This is a genomic window from Streptococcus infantis (assembly GCF_047460405.1).
GTDB classification, from domain to species: Bacteria; Bacillota; Bacilli; order Lactobacillales; family Streptococcaceae; genus Streptococcus; species Streptococcus infantis_Q.
Genome location: NZ_JASHGH010000018.1, coordinates 12,221 through 31,604, shown reverse-complemented (window position 1 = coordinate 31,604; position 19,384 = coordinate 12,221). Strand labels below are relative to the sequence as shown.

Annotated in this window: 18 protein-coding genes and 1 pseudogene; 10 read left to right on the top strand and 9 right to left on the bottom strand. The window is 38.8% G+C overall.

What is annotated here, in order from left to right:
• Positions 1–321: 321 nt before the first annotated feature.
• Positions 322–1,167 carry a MurR/RpiR family transcriptional regulator gene (locus QM928_RS08555; protein WP_075231529.1) on the bottom strand — a complete coding sequence of 282 codons (846 nt, stop codon included), beginning with the start codon at positions 1,165–1,167 and terminating at the stop codon, positions 322–324.
• Between the two features lie 174 nt (positions 1,168–1,341).
• On the opposite strand from QM928_RS08555, the gene pbp2b reads away from it, so the two are divergent.
• The 8 genes from pbp2b to rpsI all read left to right on the top strand — a co-directional run bounded on the left by pbp2b (position 1,342) and on the right by rpsI (position 9,096).
• A complete protein-coding gene (pbp2b, locus tag QM928_RS08550) occupies positions 1,342–3,399 on the top strand; it encodes a penicillin-binding protein PBP2B (RefSeq protein WP_414295060.1) in 2,058 nt (685 codons plus the stop codon).
• Positions 3,400–3,409: 10 nt separating this feature from the next.
• Positions 3,410–4,006 carry a recombination mediator RecR gene (gene recR, locus QM928_RS08545; protein WP_315639846.1) on the top strand — a complete coding sequence of 199 codons (597 nt, stop codon included), beginning with the start codon at positions 3,410–3,412 and terminating at the stop codon, positions 4,004–4,006.
• 174 nt (positions 4,007–4,180) lie between these two features.
• Positions 4,181–5,224 (top strand): D-alanine--D-alanine ligase, encoded by a 1,044-nt coding sequence (locus QM928_RS08540; protein WP_414295059.1) that lies wholly within the window; start codon positions 4,181–4,183, stop codon positions 5,222–5,224.
• 53 nt (positions 5,225–5,277) lie between these two features.
• On the top strand, positions 5,278–6,651 hold the full coding sequence (locus QM928_RS08535; protein WP_414295058.1) for a UDP-N-acetylmuramoyl-tripeptide--D-alanyl-D-alanine ligase: 1,374 nt from the start codon (positions 5,278–5,280) through the stop codon (positions 6,649–6,651).
• Positions 6,638–7,249 carry an NUDIX hydrolase gene (locus QM928_RS08530; protein WP_373094174.1) on the top strand — a complete coding sequence of 204 codons (612 nt, stop codon included), beginning with the start codon at positions 6,638–6,640 and terminating at the stop codon, positions 7,247–7,249. The genes QM928_RS08535 and QM928_RS08530 overlap by 14 nt, the downstream gene beginning before the upstream one ends.
• A 122-nt stretch (positions 7,250–7,371) precedes the next feature.
• Positions 7,372–8,079 carry a TIGR02206 family membrane protein gene (locus QM928_RS08525; RefSeq protein WP_414295057.1) on the top strand — a complete coding sequence of 236 codons (708 nt, stop codon included), beginning with the start codon at positions 7,372–7,374 and terminating at the stop codon, positions 8,077–8,079.
• A 159-nt stretch (positions 8,080–8,238) separates the two neighbouring features.
• The gene (gene rplM, locus QM928_RS08520) at positions 8,239–8,685 is read left to right on the top strand and encodes a 50S ribosomal protein L13 (protein WP_002876943.1); all 447 of its coding nucleotides are present in this window, start codon (positions 8,239–8,241) and stop codon (positions 8,683–8,685) included.
• A gap of 18 nt (positions 8,686–8,703) precedes the next feature.
• Positions 8,704–9,096, top strand: coding sequence for a 30S ribosomal protein S9 (gene rpsI / locus QM928_RS08515; RefSeq protein ID WP_002893764.1), 393 nt, complete (start codon positions 8,704–8,706; stop codon positions 9,094–9,096).
• Positions 9,097–9,205: 109 nt separating this feature from the next.
• Here the strand turns inward: rpsI and QM928_RS08510 are convergent, their stop codons facing one another.
• The 7 genes from QM928_RS08510 to QM928_RS08480 form a co-directional block, all read right to left on the bottom strand.
• The gene (locus QM928_RS08510; RefSeq protein ID WP_414295056.1) at positions 9,206–10,423 is read right to left on the bottom strand and encodes a tyrosine-type recombinase/integrase; all 1,218 of its coding nucleotides are present in this window, start codon (positions 10,421–10,423) and stop codon (positions 9,206–9,208) included.
• 68 nt (positions 10,424–10,491) lie between these two features.
• Positions 10,492–10,752 carry a helix-turn-helix domain-containing protein gene (locus QM928_RS08505; protein ID WP_414295055.1) on the bottom strand — a complete coding sequence of 87 codons (261 nt, stop codon included), beginning with the start codon at positions 10,750–10,752 and terminating at the stop codon, positions 10,492–10,494.
• 48 nt (positions 10,753–10,800) lie between these two features.
• Positions 10,801–12,192 (bottom strand): Rep family protein, encoded by a 1,392-nt coding sequence (locus tag QM928_RS08500; protein ID WP_414295054.1) that lies wholly within the window; start codon positions 12,190–12,192, stop codon positions 10,801–10,803.
• A 369-nt stretch (positions 12,193–12,561) separates the two neighbouring features.
• On the bottom strand, positions 12,562–13,284 hold the full coding sequence (locus QM928_RS08495; protein ID WP_414295053.1) for a hypothetical protein: 723 nt from the start codon (positions 13,282–13,284) through the stop codon (positions 12,562–12,564).
• A gap of 1 nt (position 13,285) precedes the next feature.
• Positions 13,286–13,825 (bottom strand): hypothetical protein, encoded by a 540-nt coding sequence (locus QM928_RS08490; protein WP_414295052.1) that lies wholly within the window; start codon positions 13,823–13,825, stop codon positions 13,286–13,288.
• A 14-nt stretch (positions 13,826–13,839) separates the two neighbouring features.
• Complete coding sequence (locus tag QM928_RS08485) at positions 13,840–14,232, bottom strand: hypothetical protein (RefSeq protein ID WP_414295051.1); 393 nt, start codon at positions 14,230–14,232, stop codon at positions 13,840–13,842.
• 502 nt (positions 14,233–14,734) lie between these two features.
• Positions 14,735–15,070 (bottom strand): helix-turn-helix domain-containing protein, encoded by a 336-nt coding sequence (locus QM928_RS08480; protein WP_414295050.1) that lies wholly within the window; start codon positions 15,068–15,070, stop codon positions 14,735–14,737.
• A 144-nt stretch (positions 15,071–15,214) separates the two neighbouring features.
• Between QM928_RS08480 and QM928_RS08475 the strand changes: the two genes are divergently transcribed.
• Entirely contained in the window at positions 15,215–17,815 is a 2,601-nt protein-coding gene (locus QM928_RS08475) for an SEC10/PgrA surface exclusion domain-containing protein (protein WP_414295049.1), read from the top strand.
• A gap of 539 nt (positions 17,816–18,354) precedes the next feature.
• Here the strand turns inward: QM928_RS08475 and QM928_RS08470 are convergent.
• Positions 18,355–18,555: pseudogene (locus QM928_RS08470) on the bottom strand (tyrosine-type recombinase/integrase); the annotation flags it as partial.
• 139 nt (positions 18,556–18,694) lie between these two features.
• Between QM928_RS08470 and QM928_RS08465 the strand changes: the two are divergent.
• Positions 18,695–19,207 (top strand): GNAT family N-acetyltransferase, encoded by a 513-nt coding sequence (locus tag QM928_RS08465; RefSeq protein WP_075231497.1) that lies wholly within the window; start codon positions 18,695–18,697, stop codon positions 19,205–19,207.
• Positions 19,208–19,384 lie beyond the last annotated feature (177 nt).

The window sequence follows — 19,384 nt, the reverse complement described above, 5'->3', positions numbered from 1 at the left end:
ACTTTAGAGATTGAAACCAATAACTAATCTCAATTATAAAAAGCGAGCAAAACGAGTTTTCTGAGAGTCAGAATTCCGTCTTGTTCGCTTTTTTATATCAAGAATTAGGTGTAGAATTTTATGTTCATAAGTCATTAGTTATAGGATTTGAGCAAACTAATACTCAATGAAAATCAAAGAACAAACTAGGCAGCTAGCTGCAGGTTGCTCAAAGCACAGCTTTGAGGTTGCAGATAAAGCTGACGTGGTTTGAAAGTATAAAAACCAGCGACTTTAATCGCTGGTTACTCATATGATTATTCGCTTGAAAGGGATGAAGGCTTATCTAGATCTTCTATTTCTACGATAGCCATTTAGTTTTTTATTTTCCCAATAACTGTTAAAGATTTTTTCTTTACTCTCACGGTCAATTTCTAGGAAATAAGCATAGAGTAGATCAATTAAGATCAACATAGGAAGTTGGGCAGAAATGCGTTGGATATAGGAAGCCTGACTCTGGCTTGCTACCAGTACAGTTTCTGTAAATTCCTGAGTTTCCTTGCTAGGCGTACTAGTAAAAAGAACAGTTTTAGCCCCCATATCTTGAGCGTCTAGTAGACTGTCAATGATGGATGGAGTTGTTCCTGAAAGGGAAAAGCCAAAGACCAAACATTTTTCATCGATGATACTGGTTGTCCAGGCGAAACCATCTGGATCTGTCAAAGCCTCACAAACGACTCCAAGTCTCATGAAACGCAATTTCATCTCACGTGCAACGAGGCCAGAACTTCCAGTCCCAAAAAAATAGACGCGTTCTGATTGATCAATCATTTGGGCAATGCGCTCCAGTTGGTCATCATCAATCAATTCTTGAGACATTTCACGGATATTTGTATAACTTCTCAAGACTCGTTGAGTCAAGGGGTTCATATCCTGCTGAGGGACTGAAAGGTTGTCAATTTGTTGTAGGTATTTGAAAATGAACTCTCGATAACCCGTAAAGCCACATTTTTTGGCAAAACGAGTGAGAGCCGCCTGAGAAATATGAAGTTTTTGAGTGACCTGCTGAGAAGACAAGTCATCGTGAATGGTATCTGCCTGCAAAAAATAGCGGGCAATCTCTTGCTCTAAATCGGTCATTTCTTCAAAGTGAAGATCAATAATCGTAGAGATATCTTGCTTGTTCATGGGCCTCCCTTGTAGTTATTGGTTAAAATTTTTATCAATGAAATCTATAAAATAGCGCTTACTTTAATTATACCACAGTTGCTTTGTTTTTTGGATAAAAAGGAAAAGTCTTTTCTTTTTCCATAATTTTCTCTTTAAATTATGGTACAATGAAGAGTAAGATTTTGATTAGAAATGAGACTACTTTGTATGAGAAAATTTAATAGCCATTCGATACCGACTCGGCTTAATTTATTGTTTGCAATCGTTATTTTGCTCTTCATGACCATCATTGGTCGCTTACTCTATATGCAATTCGTAAATAAGGATTTCTATGAAGCCAAGTTAGCGTCTGCTAGCCAAACTAGGGTAACAACGGGTTCTGCTCGTGGAGAAATCTATGACGCGGCTGGAAAACCCTTGGTAGAAAATACCGTCAAACAAGTCGTGGCTTTCACACGAAGTAATAAGATGACGGCTACAGATTTAAAGGATATTTCTACTAAACTTTTAACGTATGTAACAGTTTCCTCTCCAAATTTGACAGAACGTCAGATGGCTGATTATTATCTAGCGGACCCAGCTGTCTATAAAAAAACGGTAGAGGCTCTTCCAAAAGATAAGCGTTTTGACTCAGATGGTAATCAACTTTCTGAATCGGATCTTTATAACAATGCTGTTGAGAGTGTTACCTCTAGCCAAACTAATTATACAGAGGATGAAAAGAAGGTAATTTATCTCTTTAGTCAGCTCAATGCAGTTGGAAATTTTGCAACAGGCAATATCCAAACGGATCCCTTAAGCGATACTCAGGTCGCTCAAATTGCTTCTGCCTCTAAAGAGTTACCTGGGATTAGCATCTCGACTTCGTGGGATCGCAAGGTTCTTGAAACCTCTCTGGCCTCTATCGTAGGAAGTGTTTCAAGTGAAAAATCAGGCCTTCCAGCTGAGGAAGTAGATGCCTATCTTAAAAAAGGTTATTCCCTCAATGACCGTGTTGGAACCTCTTACCTTGAGAAACAATATGAGGAAGTCCTACAAGGGAAACGTACTGTTAAAGAAATCCATCTCGACAAACATGGTGATATGGAGAGCGTAGAAAACATTGAGGAAGGTAGCAAGGGTAAAAACATTAAACTGACCATTGATTTGGCCTTCCAAGATAGTGTGGATAGCCTCTTGAAAAGCTATTTTAATTCTGAGCTTGCTAATGGAGGTGCCCAATATTCGGAAGGTGTCTATGCGGTTGCCCTCAATCCTAAGACAGGAGCTGTTCTAGCCATGTCAGGGATCAAGCACAATCTAGAATCTGGTGAATTGACTCCAGATTCACTCGGAACTGTCACCAATGTCTTTGTTCCAGGATCTGTTGTTAAGGCGGCAACCATCAGTTCAGGTTGGGAAAATGGTGTGTTATCAGGCAATCAAACGCTAACAGATCAACCAATCGTCTTTCAAGGTTCTGCACCAATTAATTCTTGGTATACCCTTTCTTACGGTTCCTTCCCGATTACAGCTGTTGAGGCTTTGGAATATTCATCAAATACCTACATGGTCCAGACAGCTCTTGGAATCATGGGGCAAACCTATCAGCCTAATATGACAGTAGGAACCAGCAATCTTGAGTCTGCTATGGCGAAATTACGTTCAACCTTTGGTGAATATGGCCTGGGAGCTTCTACAGGAATTGATCTACCCGAAGAGTCAACAGGATTTATCCCTAAAGATTATGATTTGGCGAATTATCTAAATAACGCCTTTGGACAGTTCGATAACTATACCCCGATGCAGCTAGCTCAGTATGTAGCAACTATTGCCAATAATGGTGTTCGCTTGGCTCCTCGTATAGTAGAGGGAGTCTATGATAATAATGAGCAAGGCGGTTTAGGAAGTTTGATTCAGCAAACAGCTAGTACCGAAATGAATAAAATCAATATTTCCGAATCTGACATGTCCATCCTACAACAAGGTTTTTACCAAGTATCACACGGAACCAGTGCCCTTACTACAGGCCGTGCCTTTTCAAATGGGGCAACAGTCTCTATCAGTGGTAAGACGGGTACAGCCGAAAGTTATGTCAATGGTGGTCAGAAGGCTAATAATACCAACGCAGTAGCCTATGCCCCAACCGATAATCCTCAGATTGCAGTTGCAGTTGTCTTCCCTCACAATACCAACCTAACCAACGGTGTCGGACCTTCGATTGCGCGCGATATTATCAATCTTTACAACCAACACCATCCAATGAACTAGAAAGGAAGCCATGCTTTACCCAACACCTATTGCTAAGTTGATTGACAGCTATTCTAAACTTCCAGGTATCGGGATTAAGACAGCGACCCGACTGGCCTTTTATACCATTGGGATGTCTGATGACGATGTCAATGAATTTGCTAAAAATCTTCTAGCAGCTAAACGAGAATTGACCTATTGCTCTGTTTGTGGACGTCTGACGGATGATGATCCTTGTTCCATCTGTACTGATCCTAGCCGTGACCAATCAACTATCCTAGTATTAGAGGATAGTCGAGACGTGGCGGCTATGGAAAATATCCAAGAATATCACGGACTTTACCATGTCTTGCACGGCCTCATTTCACCAATGAATGGGATTAGCCCTGACGATATCAATCTTAAAAGTCTCATGACACGTCTCATGGATAGCGAGGTTTCAGAGGTCATTGTAGCCACCAATGCAACTGCTGATGGTGAGGCGACTTCTATGTATATCTCTCGACTTCTTAAACCTGCAGGGATCAAGGTTACTCGTCTAGCACGAGGTCTAGCAGTGGGAGCTGATATCGAGTATGCGGATGAAGTAACACTCTTAAGAGCCATCGAAAATCGTACCGAACTCTAGTCTATGAGGTTCAATCGCTAAATAATTAGCTAGCAGGTATAAAATTTTAAGAACACAGAGACTGGACCATTTTTCTTCCAGTCTCTTTTCTTGTTTTATGCTATTCAAGTTTAAAAAAATAGACAAATGTGATATACTAAAAGGCGAGTATTCTAGTAGAAATAGGACAATCATATGAAACAAACAATTATTCTATTATATGGTGGACGCAGTGCAGAGCGTGAAGTGTCTGTCTTGTCAGCTGAGAGTGTCATGCGTGCGGTTAACTATGATCGTTTCACAGTAAAAACCTTCTTTATCAGCCAGTCTGGAGACTTTATCAAAACCCAAGAATTTACCCAAACTCCTGGGCAGGAAGACCGTCTCATGACCAATGAAACAATCGATTGGGACAAGAAAATTGCTCCAAGTGCTGTCTACGAAGAAGGAGCAGTAGTCTTTCCAGTCCTTCATGGACCGATGGGAGAGGACGGCTCTGTCCAAGGTTTTCTAGAAGTCTTGAAAATGCCTTATGTTGGTTGCAACATCTTGTCTTCGAGTCTTGCTATGGATAAGATTACTACCAAGCGTGTCTTGGAGTCTGCTGGGATTGACCAAGTTCCTTACGTAGCTATCGTTGAAGGGGATAATTTGGCTTCTAAGATTGCAGAAGTAGAAGAAAAATTAAGTTACCCAGTCTTTACCAAACCATCCAATATGGGCTCTAGTGTTGGGATTGCTAAGTCTGAAAATAAAGAGGAACTCCATCAAGCTCTCGAACTTGCCTTCAAGTACGATAGCCGTGTCTTGGTTGAACAAGGAGTAAATGCGCGTGAAATCGAGGTTGGTCTCTTAGGAAACTATGATGTCAAGAGCACGCTTCCTGGTGAAGTTGTCAAAGATGTAGCTTTTTATGACTATGATGCCAAGTATATCGATAACAAGATTAGTATGGACATCCCAGCCAAAATCAGTGATGACGTGGTAGCTGTCATGCGTAAAAATGCAGAAACTGCCTTCCGTGCTATCGGTGGACTTGGATTGTCGCGTTGCGACTTCTTCTATACAGATAAGGGAGAAGTTTTCCTAAACGAGCTTAACACCATGCCAGGCTTCACCCAATGGTCTATGTATCCCTTGCTTTGGGACAATATGGGAATTAGCTATCCAGAACTAATCGAGCGTTTGGTTGATCTTGCTAAGGAAAGTTTTAATAAGCGTGAAGCGCACCTATTGTAAAGACAGACATAAGGGCGGGAAGAGACTTCTTGCCCCTTTTTAAAGGAGTAAATATGAAACTTACGATTCACGAAGTTGCGCGTGTCGTCGGTGCAAAAAATGATGTGACTAGCTATGTGGATAGTCCACTAGTTAAGGCAGAGTTTGATAGTCGATTGATTTCTGAGGGGGATTTATTTCTGCCACTCAAGGGGGCGCGTGATGGTCATGACTTTATCGAGACAGCTTTTGAAAATGGCGCAGCTTTAACCTTATCAGAGAAAGAAGTAGAAGGTCATCCTTATATCTTGGTAGAAGATGTTTTGACAGCCTTTCAAAATCTTGCGGCCTATTACCTTCAAAAGACTGGTGTCGATGTCTTTGCTGTTACAGGTTCGAATGGGAAGACTACTACCAAGGATATGTTGGCTCATTTGCTTTCAACAAGCTACAAAACCTACAAAACACAAGGGAACTATAATAACGAGATTGGCCTTCCCTACACGGTTCTCCATATGCCGGATGATACCGAAAAGCTGGTCTTGGAAATGGGACAGGATCACCTAGGAGACATCCATCTCTTATCTGAACTAGCTCATCCAAAGACAGCTATTGTGACCTTGGTAGGAGAAGCTCATTTGGCCTTCTTCAAGGACCGTTCTGAAATTGCAAAAGGGAAATTACAAATCGCTGATGGGATGGAAAAGGGTGCCTTGCTTTTGGCACCGGCTGACCCCATTGTAGAGGATTATCTACCTGCTGACCAAAAAGTAGTTCGTTTTGGTCCAGGTGCAGAACTCGAAATTACAGAATTGATTGAGCGTAAGGATAGCTTAACCTTCAAGGCCAATTTCTTAGAGCAGGCTCTTGACTTGCCAGTAACAGGTAAGTACAATGCGACTAATGCTATGATTGCATCTTATGTTGCTCTTCAAGAAGGAGTGACTGAAGAGCAAATCCGTCAAGCCTTCCAAAATCTTGAATTGACCCGTAATCGTACCGAGTGGAAAAAGGCAGCTAATGGAGCGGATATCTTATCAGATGTTTACAATGCCAACCCAACTGCTATGAAGTTGATTTTAGAGACTTTCTCTGCCATTCCAGCCAATGAAGGTGGTAAGAAACTCGCAGTTCTGGCGGACATGAAAGAACTTGGAGACCAGTCTGTTCAACTTCATAATCAAATGATTTTGAGCATTACACCCGATGCCCTTGATACCGTAATTTTCTACGGTGAAGACATCGCTGACTTGGCTCAATTAGCCAGTCAAATGTTCCCAATCGGTCATGTGTACTACTTCAAGAAAACAGCTGAAGAAGACCAGTTTGAAGCTATGGTCAAGCAGGTCAAGGAAAGTCTTGGCGCACATGACCAGATTCTGCTTAAAGGTTCGAACTCTATGAATCTAGCCAAGCTAGTAGAAAGCCTAGAAAATGAGCACAACTGATTTCGCCAAAGCTATTCAGAGAATGTTAGCTATCACTGATACTGGCTTGACCTATTCAAAGGATCCTTATGACCGTGAACGTTATGAGGATTTACGTCAGATTTTATGGAGTGTCTTGCAGGATCAAACAGAGCTTGATCAAGAGGAATTGACTGCAATTTTAAAACCGACAGGTAGCTATGCAACTCCCTTGATGGATGTAAGGGCATGGATTGTTCAAAATCAGAAGATTTGTTTGGTTAGAGGGCAAGGAGAGGATACTTGGGCCTTACCTGGTGGCTTTGGCGAGGTAGGATATTCTCCCAAGGAAAATATCCGAAAAGAAGTTCAGGAAGAAACAGGCTTTTCGGCAGAAGTAGGCTCTTTATTAGCGGTTTTTGATACCAATCGCTTTCAACTTCAGAACAAACAGTATGCCAAGTTCGTCTTTGACTGTCAGTTATTGGATGGACAATTTCAAGAAAATCAAGAAATTGCAGAACTTGAATTTTTTGATATCAAGAATCTCCCACCCCTATCTGAAAAACGAATAACCCAAGAACAAATGGAAATTCTATGGCAGGTCTATCAGGGTGAGCGGGAACAATATATCGATTAGAAGCTTTGCTTTATCTTAAGACCGATAGCTTCTTTGGAACACAAAAATATAAGAAATAAATGTAAGCTAGGCTCTATAAAAATCAGTAAGAGATTGGCTTATATGAAAATGAGGAAAGTTACATGAATGTTTGGGATGCTTTATTTAGCACGCAGCCGACGGAGCCACCCCAATTTGACCTTCTTTGGTATGGAAGTCTATTTACCTTATTGGCATTGACTGTATTTCTTGCCTACCGTTATGGTGAGAAAAAAGTCTGTCAGCGATTTTTCCAGATTTTACAGGCGGTACAGCTAATCCTGCTCTACGGATGGTATTTAGTAAATCAGATGCCTCTAACTGAAAGTCTTCCCTTTTATCATTGCCGTTTAGCAATGTTTGTAGTGCTTTTGACCCCGGGTGTCTCTAGAGTCAAACAGTACTTTGCTGTTCTCGGAACCTTTGGGACTTTGGCAGCCTTTGTTTATCCAGTGCCAGATCCCTATCCCTTCCCACATATTGCCATTTTGTCCTTTATTTTCGGACACTTAGCCCTTCTTGGAAATTCCTTGATTTATCTCTTGAAGGACTACGATGCTAATTTATTGGATTTCAAACGAATCCTAATCATCACATTTTCGCTTAATGCGCTGATCTTTATGGTTAATCTAATGACGGGTGGAGATTATGGCTTTTTGACAAAACCACCATTGGTTGGCGACCACGGTCCTTTGATCAATTATCTAGTCGTTACGCTATTCTTGACTTGTGCCATTTATTTAGTCTCTAAAGCTTTTCAGACCATGCTTGAGGAGAAGGGGGAAAGAAGACTACGAATCTGGCAGAAATAAAAAAATATTTTTCCAACCTCTTGACTTTTATCTGAGATTTTTGATACAATAGTAGGCGGTATTGTTTACCCCATTTGTAAGGCCCCGGAACCTTTCAAATAACTTGCGGACCGGAACATCCGCCCTGTAAACAAAAACGACATTCATATAGGAGAAATCATGAACAAAACTACATTCATGGCTAAACCAGGCCAAGTAGAACGCAAATGGTACGTTGTTGACGCAACTGATGTACCTCTTGGACGCCTTTCAGCAGTTGTTGCTAGCGTACTTCGCGGAAAAAACAAACCAACATTCACACCACACACTGATACAGGTGACTTCGTAATCGTTATTAATGCTGAAAAAGTTAAATTGACTGGTAAAAAAGCAACTGATAAGATTTACTACACTCACTCAAACCACCCAGGTGGATTGAAATCAATCTCTGCTGGTGAACTTCGTTCTAAAAATGCAGTACGTTTGATCGAGAAATCAGTTAAAGGTATGCTTCCACACAATACTCTTGGCCGCGCTCAAGGTATGAAATTGAAAGTATTCGTTGGAGCTGAGCACACTCACGCTGCACAACAACCAGAAGTTCTTGATATTTCAGGACTTATCTAAGGAAAGGAACAATAAAGTATGTCACAAGCACAATATGCAGGTACTGGACGTCGTAAAAACGCTGTTGCACGCGTTCGCCTTGTTCCAGGAACTGGTAAAATCACTGTTAATAAAAAAGATGTTGAAGAGTACATCCCACACGCTGACCTTCGTCTTGTAATCAACCAACCATTCGCAGTTACTTCAACTGCAGGTTCATACGACGTTTTCGTTAATGTTGTAGGTGGTGGATACGCTGGTCAAGCAGGAGCTATCCGTCACGGTATCGCTCGTGCCCTTCTTCAAGTAGACCCAGACTTCCGCGATTCATTGAAACGCGCAGGACTTCTTACACGTGACTCACGTAAAGTTGAACGTAAGAAACCAGGTCTTAAGAAAGCTCGTAAAGCTAGTCAGTTCTCAAAACGTTAAGAATCAGCTACAATACAGCATTTACAACACTTCATGGTTCACACCATGGGGTGTTTTTTTGATGATTTTTAGTAAAATTCACACCATTTTTTACACCAAATTCACACCATTACTTTTTTAGGGAGCGATAAGCAATCTCTCCAACAGCCATTGGAATGATATTAGAAGTATTGACATAAGTCTTTGTTGTAATCGTGTCACTATGTGTTAGAGCCTCAGATATAGCTTCAATAGATGTTCCAGCCTGTTTTGCTAATGTTGCCCCTGTATGTCGTAATTTATGAGGTGTAGCATGCTTAAGTTCTGGATGACGACGTTTGACAGATTTCATCTTATTATTGAGGTAGTCAGAGTGTAGTGGGCTATTAACATTTCCTTTCATATCGATATAAGTAAAGACATACTGTTCATTGGATTGGATAATTCCAAATTTTGCTAGTTCATCTTTTTGCTGTTTTTTCCATTCTTTAAGTAAGTTGGTCAATTCAATAGGGATTCGGAAAGTTGTCTTTTTATTCCCTTTGGTAGATTTTGGTTTTTTGTATTTATCTAGAGCTTGTACTAACTGGATTTCCTGCTTACTTGTATTGATATGTTTCCATTGTAGAGCATAACTCTCTGATTTCCTGTCTGCTAAGAAAAATGTAGTATAGAATAAGACATAGTCTTTGAATAGAATTTTTTCAGCCTCTAAATCTTTTTCAAAAGCTGTAAACCATGCTTGAAGTTCTTCTTGAGATAGAAATAAATCTTCATCATTTTTAGATTCCTGTAGCTTGATTTTCTTAGTTGCTTTGATACGACTTATTGTTTTAGATAGACGGTTAGTTTCGATATACTCTAGTTCTTCTGCCCAGTCAAAGATAGAATTAACGTAGCTCCTGATAACTTTGAAATTTGCATATTCTTCAGCCTTTTGAGTCAATAGATTCAGTACAACTTGTTTATTTTGATTGAGAAACTCAATAGAGTAGTTACCAAGCATAGGTAGGATGTGTTTTCTAAAAGCAATTTCTGTTCCAACTATAGTTGCTTGAGAAGGTGGTTTAGCAGTAGAAGTAGTTTGACCTGCTTTGTAGGATTCCCACCAAACGTTCTGATAGAAATCTGAAAAAAGAATAGAACCGTTATTTTCCAATGAAGCAGAACCTCCACTAATAAGTTTATCAATCTTGTTTTGAAGTTCTAGTTCGTATTTTTTTGCTTCACTCCTTGTCTTGAACCGTTTCTCAATCACTTTCTTATCAACACCTAGTGAAGACTTAACTTCCTCAGGAATGTAGATTCGTAAGCGATAAGTTCCATTTTTAGTTTTTGTAATTGACATAGTATTCTCCTTTTTAATTGAGCTAGAAAAATACCGTGATTTCATTATAACAAACCACGGTAGAAATGCTACTGATTTTGTAACCAGCGATTGATTTCTGCTCTATCAAAGCGAATAGTTTTTCCGACTCTAATGTGAGGTAATCCTTTCTTGATCCAACTATCTAGAGTATTGTTTGAGATGCCTAGATAGTGGCAAGCCTGCTGTTTGTTTAAAAAAGGGCTTTCAAGGTTATTATGGTGCAGTTTCTTTTCAATTTCTTTTGTGATAAGTTCAGCAAGTAGACGCTGAATTTGTTGAACTTGTTCATCTGGTAAAATGACTTGCATGTATTCCTCCAATGTATGGTATAATAGAGGTATCAAGAGATACCCTATTTACTTTTCTTGATTATCTTCCACCTCGTCCTTGCTCGCCAAAGTTTCGGACGGGGTTTTTATTTTGTTATAATCCCAGTGCTCCCATTTATTATATAGTCCAACTGTAGATACTAACATGGATAGTAATTCTTCTTTACTTGTCGCTTCGTTGTCAGTTGTGAAATCGTATGATAACGATGTCGTTTGGTCAGTGCCTGGAATTTTCACAATTCTGTCTATAGTTCGTTTAGGTTGTGATTCATGGAAAGTAATGTTATCGCTATTTCCCCTTAAGGTTACTAGATGAGCGATTCTTCTAATGTATTGTGATAAATCTTCACGATTATTGCCTTTGGTGTGGTAGAAGAAGGTCAAAGGATGTTTAGAACTTGTGATAATAATGACCTTAGCAGCGCCTATTTTATTTTGATAACGAGCTGAGATAGGGCTAATATTATAAGGGTCTAATAGTTTCAGCCAGTCTGAAGCGGTTAAACTATCTCCTCTAACATCGTCAAGAAAAAGAATCTCTTCTCCGTTTACTTCATCAAACATATTTGTACCTGCAGTCAAGACTGATTTCCAGTTTTGATTATTCAGTTTTGCTAACTGAATAAGACTTTTTGCTATCTCTTTTGCAAATGTTGACTTGCCAAGTCCAGAGGCACCATGTATGAATAGGATTGTCTTCTTGAATTTCTTGTTTTCCAGTTCATGCTGTGTCATAGTTCCTTTGATTTCTCCAATGGTACGAAAGGTATCGTTTATCTTAGTTTTGTGGACTGCATAAAGCATGTGATAGTCTTTATTCAGAAGCATTTCCTTTTTGGTGATGTTTCCGTTCAGAATGTTATCGATTAGCAAATCAATATCTTTGTAGGTTTGTTTTACCTCTTTTTTGGCTTTACCTTTCAGCCAGCTTACATGTCTTTCGTGATAAACTTCTAAATAGTTTTTACCTGTTAGAGTAATCACTTCATCAGGGCTGTATTGATACTTATCTTTATCTTTGGCATGAATTAAGTAAGCTAACAAGTTATCGTAGCCATATCTACCGGATTTAGCTTTCTCAAGATACTGAGGTTCTAATCCGATTTTTACTGCTAAATCGGTAAGTGTAGCACCTTTTGAAAATTTTAGTAAGGCATGGATATGAGGTTCTTTTAGTTTGGAAATTGTTGTTCTAGTTACACTGTCATAAGCAAGTGATGTATCCTTGTCATGCTTGATTGCGTATGCTTCGGAAACAGTTGCGACATCACTAACTCTTTTTACTATTTCCTCAAGAATTTTTTCAATATTTGCAGACTTAATCAGTTCTTCATCCCAACCATTCTTCCAATAAGTCGTATCAAAATATTGTGTAATTGCTACAGAAGTCAAAAGTGCTTCTTTTTTCTTTGTTGCCATGTATAGTTAACCTTTCTTTTTTAACTATTATTTAATTATTCTTTTAACTATTCTAGTGTTAGACCGTTGACAAGCCCAGTCTAACACGCGTTAGGAATAATTAAGAATTAAATTTAACTCTTCAAATCCCAGCCTCTCCTGCCCGATGGATTCCCATCGAACCGAAAACGCTTGCCAATTCAACAAGGGACGGGGTAGTATTTTTTGGCGCTTCACTCCCTGCCTTCGGCATCGTTGCGCTTAAAAAATCTCCACCCCTCAAGCCCTTGTGAATAGGCATTTTTCTGCTGGTAATGTCGTGCCGACACTAAACCGATGAAATCCCTAGGTAGGTCAGTGTCGCATCAAACAAGTGTAGCAGAAAAAGCGCTAGATATATCTTGAAAATAGCTCCTGCATCCGTTGATTTAAACGTTCCTCGTCTCTTACTTGAATAGTACGAAACATCTTGACAGGTTCTCCCTCAAGTTGAAAATAGCCATATCCTCGCGGTTTTACTATGACTTCATCTTTTTCCATATCAGGAAAAAGGAGTTGTCTGTTGTGTGTTGCTAGCAGAAAGCTAGTTGATAAGGATATAACACAATTAAAATTGTAGCGCCCTGGAAGGTCAGACATCAAGAAACGTTGACTAGATAAAATGATTCGTAAACCTAGACTTCTACCCATGCTATTCATCATCAACATTTTCGATAAAACATCTTTGTGTTTCTTCTTATCAGTTTGTTCGAGATATGCAAGGAAAGCCTGCCATTCATCGAAAATTAGGTAGAGATTATGAGCAATATTTTCTTGTTTATTTAGTCTAGCTTCAAAACGTTGGTAGACTGTTTCAAAAAGTTCTAGACAGTAAAAGCCTCTTGCGACATGGTTGCCAGTCATTGGAAACATTGCTTCATCTGCTTTAAAATCGAGAAAGTAAGCTTCAGCATCTGTATCATAAAATGAAATGAGACCTATAATTCTTCTTAAAAACGTACTCTTCCCTGAGCCTGACGGGCCTGCGATTATTAAAGCGAAACATCGGTTTATGTCAATGTTGAAAGGGGTAGGTTGTCCCCTACTGTTGACCTCGAAAACGTTTTTAATCATGCTAGAAGTCCTCTTCTCTTTGATTTTTTTGCATTAGCATCATGTCATTGGTTGACACTAAACGAACCTTGACTGCAAGAAAGGGCTCACGCTTAGAGCGACTTACAACGCAATCTGTAGAATCGTTTGACATAGTTTTTACAACTTGTCTTACTTTTGTTTCAAAGTTTCCAAGGGATTCATCAGAGATTTCTTTGTCAATATGAACAAAGTAAATACCTTGTTCCGTAACTTCGACACCTTGTGTGTAACTTAGTGAAGAGATTGGTAGTTCTGTTACACCAACTTCTGTTAACCAGTTATAGAAGCTATCAAATAAAGGATTAATAGCAGTTTGACTTCTTTGTTTGTATCGATGCCAAGCTAGAGAGAAAATTTCTCCATCTGTCACAAGCCACAGGAACAACAAAGAACCTAATATAAATGGAACTATCCATAGCAGAAACTTAAGAAGTAGTGCTATTAAAACAAAGGTAATTGACGCTATGAAAATCTGATAGTACCACTCTAATTCCATGATTTCTCTTAAGAAATTTTTCATAAGCCACCTCTTTTCTATTTGAGAGCAATATCAGCAAGCTCAGCTACAAGAGCGATGCCGACTGGCTGTTTCAATTTGTCAAGTACAAATGACAAGTCATACTTGTTAAGTACGATGTCAGCGTTTATCAAACCATCCAAGTTTTCGTCTTGATAGTTTCTGAGCTTAATTTTAAAGGATGGGCAAAAATCTGTCTGACCAATACTTTCAAACTGTTCGTAGAGTTCGACATCTACACATGTAAGAGATGCCCATGAACGTTGATTTTCTTGACCTTCATTAATGATTCCGTTATTTGTATCAATTACTTTGATCTCTGCTGGGATATCAACAGAAGTTGATAAAGCATCTAAAAATGCTTTCGCGCTGTTGTAGTTGCCGACGATTAAATTTTTTTCTTTTGACATGTTAATTCCTCTTTGTCTTTTCGTGGTCAGACTTTTTAGAATGCTGACAAGTAATTTTAATCTTTGATGATAACAAGTTATCAAATGTTATCAATTTAACTCAAATAGTACATTTTTCATCACCCCTTTTCTTTGAGTATTCACTTACTATATCGGTAGGGGATTCCTTCAGCTACGTCATTTTAATATTAAAAATTAAATTATCTCAAAAACACGCCATTGTATAAATATTATAGTATAGGTAGTCAAAAATTTACGCCAGTGGATATATATTATAGTATGATGCTGTTCTAAATTTTCGTCAGACTCTTCTTATTTTGCTCAGGTAGTTAGACCTCTTCGCTGGGATACCCATTTTTTAAGTTGTTTTGATTAGTCATTTTCGGTAGGGAGAAAGAATTTGCGCTAGGGTCTTAGAAATTTTTTAACCATAGCGAAGAACATTCGGTTTTTATTTACAGGAGAATAAAATAAAACCAAGTCATTTTTTTTGTGACTTGGTTTATGCTTCTATTTCGTCAATAAGCTGTATCATTAGCTTGAGAACTCGTTCTTGTTTACTAGGTGTTAGTTCCTTAATTTTATATATTAGCTGATTTATTAAAGGATTACTTTCGGTTACGGATATATCGAAAAAAGTCTCTATATCTGTATCAAGTGCATCCATAATTTTTTGTAATGTTTTTATTTTTATATTAGGCTCAAGATTTTCTAATTTGTAAGTATATTTTAGTGGCAGGTCCGCCAGTTCCTCTAGTTGCTGTTGAGTTAAATTTTTTTGAAGTCTCAGTAATCGGATTCTCTTACCTAGATAAGATTGTAGATTTGTTTTTGTCATATCAGTACCCCTTAAATCCTATCATACTCAATTTTATAGTCTTAAAAAACTACTATAAAAGAGAAATGCTATATAAAATAGTTTTAAAACACTACAATATGTGATAAAATAGGACTATAAAACTATCAAAAGGAGATTTATACGATGGAATTACAAAAAGATTACGGCAAGAAATTGCGCACTGGTGCAGTCGTTTCTACTTTAGCACTTACAGCCTTTGGGGTATCTACTGGGGTATCGGCTAGTGAGACTGAGGTAGCCGTTAATGAGCCTGCAACTAAGGTAGTTGCTAAAGACGAGGTAGTTGCTAAAGTTCCTAGTCAAGCTGATGTTGATAAGGCTAAGGCTGAATCAGATAAAGCTAATCAGGATGTAGCTAAGCAAAAGGAAGTTGTTTCAACTACTGAAGCAAACATTGCTAATACTGAAAAGACTATCGCTGATACTACTAAAAAGTTAGAAGAAGCTAAGTCGGTTACACCTGAAAAGGTTGCTGAGGCTAAGGCTGACGCTGAAAAGAGAGCTAATGAGCTTGCGACTGCTGAAAAGACTGTAGCTGATGCTGATAAGTCTGTATCTGCGACTGCTGAAAAGGTAGCTGACCAAACTAAGGTAGTATCTAATGCTGAGAAAACTGCCACTGATACTGCTAACAAGGTAGCTGACGCTCAGAAAAAAGTAGATGCTCTTTCATCTACTACTGATGTTGCTCCCCTTGAAAAAGAGGTAGCTACTCTTACTGAACAAGTTAGTGCTGACACTCAGGCAGTAGAGACTGCCCAAGCTAACCTTGACAACGGTAAAAAGGCTCAATCTAACAAAGAACAAGCTATCAAAGACGCTCAAACTGGGGTATCTCAAGCTGAATCTAACCTCAGCCAAGCTACTACAGCCCTTGCCTCTGCTAAAGCTGACCAAGTCAACAAAGATAAGGCAGTTACTTCTGCTAAAGCTGACCTCGACCGTGCCAAAGAAGATCTTGCAGACGCTACTGAAGGTCAAGCACGTTTCACAGTAAGTAGAGAGTATGTTTCACTTCTTAAAGAGTATTCTAAATCTCAAAGTGCATCTGTATCTGACCGACTTAAGGCTCTTGGTAAGAAAGAAATGGAAAAATATGGGTATCTTGGAGACACTGAGAACAACCCTAATCGTTTCAAAGCTAGCAATAAAGACAGTAACGTTAATGTTGATGTAGCTAACCTTACTCCAGAGGTAGAGCGCGAAATTAACTTGTTCACGGCTGACCTTATCAACCAAATCCGTGATGCCTTTGGCACTCCACGTGCTATTGTGACCGAAGATTCTATTCGTATTGCTCGAGAAGTTGCAAAAGCATCTAAAGAACAAGACGACCATGACTTCAAGGCTCTTGAAAGTGTAGAAGAGAAAAATGGTGTGCTTATTCCAGAAAACCTAGGGTTCAGTAACACAGGGGTATCTACATTAGCAGGGTTGAAGGAAGATATTTATGAGAATCTTATTGCTATGATGTTCCTTGACTTTGGACCTGACTGGGCACACGCAGTAAGTATTGCAAGCCTAGACAATACAAAACCTAATGTTGTGTATCAACAATACATTGGGGTAGGTATTCAACCCAAAAAGAGTGGTTACTTCAATATCCATATCGATGGAACTTCCGATATCAGTATTAAACCTACTTCTAAGTTTGACAAAACCAAAGTAATCTATGCCCCAAGCACAGCCGAAAAAGTTGCCAAATTGCAAGAAAAACTAGACTTGGCTCAATCAACTTATGACAACGCACTCAAAGCCTCTCAAGAAGCTAAATCAGTAGTCAAGTCAGCCCAAACTGCCTACACTGACGCTGAAACAGCTCTTGCTAATGCTCGTACTAACTTATCTAACTTGCTAGGTAACAAGATTGATGTTCCAGCGCTTGAAAAGGCTCTTGCTGATGCTAAAGACAAACTAGCACAGGACACTAAAGCTTTGCAAACTGCTAAGGAATCGCTTGCTCTAGCTAAATCAAACGCTACTGACAAAGCTAAGGCTCTTGCTGAAGCTAAAACAGCTCTTGAGACTGCTAAAGCTGAACAATCAACTGCTGACCAATCCCTTGCAACTGCCAAAGGTGAGTTGGAAGTCCTTACTAAGGCTCATGATGTAGCAGTCTTGGCTCGTAAGTCAGCTGGTGCAGACCTTGCTCGTAAACGTGAAGCATCTAAAGAAGCTAGTGACACTTATGAAGTCCTTGCTCTTTCCCTTACTGAGCGTGATAAAGTCCTTAAGGCTTTAGAAACAGAGCTTACTGGTATTAAATCTAAGCTTGGAGTACTTCGTGCTGAGTTGGAGACTGCTAAGGAAGAGTTGGCTCGTCTTGAGGGTATCGCAGAAGCTAAGGCTCGTAGATATGAGAACTTCAAGCAACTCAAAGCTGACCATGACGCATACCTTGCTGAACAACAACGCTTGCAAGCTTTGAAAGACAAAGAAGATGCAATCCGTAACGCAGGTGGTCAACCTAAGGAAGTCACTAACGCTGACGGTAAAGTAGTTGATATCGTAGATGCTAAGGCGCAAAATAAGGTTGTAAATGTGGCTACAGTGGGAACTAAAGACGATAAAACATATCAAGCTCCTGGAAAAACTACAAATGCAAAAGCAGAATCGAAGAAACAACTTCCAAATACAGGAACGAAGGATTCAGGACTTTTAGCATTGCTTGGAGCAAGTGTTGGACTATTTGCTTTAGCAAGAAAACGAAAATATAATAGATAAAAAGAAAGAGAGCGGTGGCTCTCTTTTCTCTATTACAGTTTAGTTATATATAAATTTTATATGGTGTGAACTTTTTGGTAAAATCTAGCTCAATTCGTGTATTTTTAGGGTAAAATTCACACCATTCAAATGAAATTTATTAAAATTTAATGAAATTCTATTTTCTGAAAAAGTGGAAAAACATTGATTTTAAGCATTTACTGAAGGTTATTCAAATCATAGTTTTTCCAACCAGGTCTTAAGAAAGCTCGTAAAGCATCACAATTTAGTAAACGTTAATTCGAAAGAATTACTATACTTACAAAGAGCACCTTTCGGGGTGTTCTTTTTTAAATTTTCTTACTAAATTGGTGCAATTGACACAGTTGTTGCGACTTTAGTCGCTTACAAATGTGGCTGCAATCTGACAAAGTCAGTTGCCTCAAAACGTTAATCAATACGATTATATCAACGTTTCAAAGCACTCAAGAGTTTACCTCATGGGTGCTTTTTTTATGTTTTTTGAAAAAGTTCACCTCAAAGTTTACCTTATTTTCACCTTATTGTTTTAGAGACTTTAAGGCAAATTCACCGACTGCCATAGGAACCACATTTGAAGTATTGACATAAATCTGTGTTGTACCTGTGTCGCTATGTGTTAGAGCTTCAGAAATAGCTTCTAAGCTCATTCCTGCTTGTTTAGCAAGTGTCGCTCCTGTGTGTCGCAGTTTATGAGGTGAAATGTGTTTTAACATTGGATATTATTTTTCTTCATAGTATGTTGTGTTATAATGTAGATACGATATGAAAAAATTAAGATAGCTCTGTAAATTCTGTAAATGTCACTTTGTGTGAACATGAGTAAATTTGAGTTTAGAGAATGATAGGAGATGGTTTAGAATGATAAGTTTAGAGTTGATGTCTGAAGAAAATAGCATAGATGTTTATTCTTTTGAAAAAGAAAATCGGGAGTATTTTGAGCGAAGTTTACCTCCTAGACCAGCCCACTATTTTGACTCAGAAGGTTTTAAAGAACTTACAAGGGAATTGTTAAGGGAACAAGAGAATCATGATGTCTACATGCATCTTATTAGAGATGCACAAGGCGCTATGGTCGGAAGAATCAATTTAAGTGTTTTAGGGAAGGATAGGAAAACAGCAGAACTTGGATATAGGATTGGAGAAAATGTTACTAATTTAGGTTATGCAAGTGAAGCAGTTAAACTCGTTTTAGAAAAGGCCTTTACTACTTATGGTTTACATAAGATTATCGCAGGGACGGCAACGGACAATCTGGCTTCTCAGAGAGTGCTTTTAAAAAACGGTTTCACCTTTAGTAAAATCATAGAGAATGACTTTCAAATGCATAACGAGTGGATTCATACGGCAGTATTTGAGATAAGGAATCTATAGCATCATCATTCCCAGTCGTTTGCCAAAACTCAACATTTCTAGTAGACATTCGTCTGCTTTTATACGGAAAATATAGTAGAATGAATCTAGAACAGTACACCAAGGCTGCTAAAAATGTTTTAGAATCTATATTGTATTACTCTAAGTTCAATCCGCTATAGCATTCTTTGTTCTTGT

Bases quoted from the DNA above. Each gene is read 5' to 3' on its own strand.
- rplM (WP_002876943.1), top strand. From the start codon at position 8,239: ATGAACAAAACTACATTCATGGCTAAACCAGGCCAAGTAGAACGCAAA.
- QM928_RS08480 (WP_414295050.1), bottom strand. From the start codon at position 15,070: ATGACAAAAACAAATCTACAATCTTATCTAGGTAAGAGAATCCGATTA.
- QM928_RS08510 (WP_414295056.1), bottom strand. From the start codon at position 10,423: ATGTCAATTACAAAAACTAAAAATGGAACTTATCGCTTACGAATCTAC.
- QM928_RS08485 (WP_414295051.1), bottom strand. From the start codon at position 14,232: ATGTCAAAAGAAAAAAATTTAATCGTCGGCAACTACAACAGCGCGAAA.
- QM928_RS08535 (WP_414295058.1), top strand. From the start codon at position 5,278: ATGAAACTTACGATTCACGAAGTTGCGCGTGTCGTCGGTGCAAAAAAT.
- QM928_RS08495 (WP_414295053.1), bottom strand. From the start codon at position 13,284: ATGATTAAAAACGTTTTCGAGGTCAACAGTAGGGGACAACCTACCCCT.
- QM928_RS08490 (WP_414295052.1), bottom strand. From the start codon at position 13,825: ATGAAAAATTTCTTAAGAGAAATCATGGAATTAGAGTGGTACTATCAG.
- pbp2b (WP_414295060.1), top strand. From the start codon at position 1,342: ATGAGACTACTTTGTATGAGAAAATTTAATAGCCATTCGATACCGACT.
- QM928_RS08465 (WP_075231497.1), top strand. From the start codon at position 18,695: ATGATAAGTTTAGAGTTGATGTCTGAAGAAAATAGCATAGATGTTTAT.
- QM928_RS08500 (WP_414295054.1), bottom strand. From the start codon at position 12,192: ATGGCAACAAAGAAAAAAGAAGCACTTTTGACTTCTGTAGCAATTACA.
- QM928_RS08525 (WP_414295057.1), top strand. From the start codon at position 7,372: ATGAATGTTTGGGATGCTTTATTTAGCACGCAGCCGACGGAGCCACCC.
- QM928_RS08555 (WP_075231529.1), bottom strand. From the start codon at position 1,167: ATGAACAAGCAAGATATCTCTACGATTATTGATCTTCACTTTGAAGAA.
- QM928_RS08530 (WP_373094174.1), top strand. From the start codon at position 6,638: ATGAGCACAACTGATTTCGCCAAAGCTATTCAGAGAATGTTAGCTATC.
- QM928_RS08505 (WP_414295055.1), bottom strand. From the start codon at position 10,752: ATGCAAGTCATTTTACCAGATGAACAAGTTCAACAAATTCAGCGTCTA.
- QM928_RS08540 (WP_414295059.1), top strand. From the start codon at position 4,181: ATGAAACAAACAATTATTCTATTATATGGTGGACGCAGTGCAGAGCGT.
- QM928_RS08475 (WP_414295049.1), top strand. From the start codon at position 15,215: ATGGAATTACAAAAAGATTACGGCAAGAAATTGCGCACTGGTGCAGTC.
- recR (WP_315639846.1), top strand. From the start codon at position 3,410: ATGCTTTACCCAACACCTATTGCTAAGTTGATTGACAGCTATTCTAAA.
- rpsI (WP_002893764.1), top strand. From the start codon at position 8,704: ATGTCACAAGCACAATATGCAGGTACTGGACGTCGTAAAAACGCTGTT.